Annotated in this window: 1 protein-coding gene; it reads left to right on the top strand. The window is 47.4% G+C overall.

The genetic code is table 11. From position 1 onward, the window contains the following. On the top strand, positions 1-211 hold a 211-nt coding region (locus GNY06_RS06595; protein ID WP_176589988.1), incomplete at both ends, for a transposase.

Raw genomic sequence — 211 nt, 5'->3', positions numbered from 1 at the left:
AACTGGTCGTGACCGCCTGGGTACTTTTGAACCTAAGATTGTGCCCAAACGCCAGCTAATCATTACCGATGAGCTGGAAGGTACTATCTTATCGATGTACGCTATGGGAGTGAGTACCCGAGCAATGCGGGATTATGTTCAGCAAATGTATGCTATGGAGATTTCTCCTGCAGAGATATCCCGTATTACCGATAGTGTACTACCCGCGGTT

Source organism: Elizabethkingia argenteiflava (assembly GCF_009904105.1).
Lineage (GTDB): Bacteria > Bacteroidota > Bacteroidia > Flavobacteriales > Weeksellaceae > Elizabethkingia > Elizabethkingia argenteiflava.
This window is presented reverse-complemented; position numbering and strand designations above follow the sequence as displayed.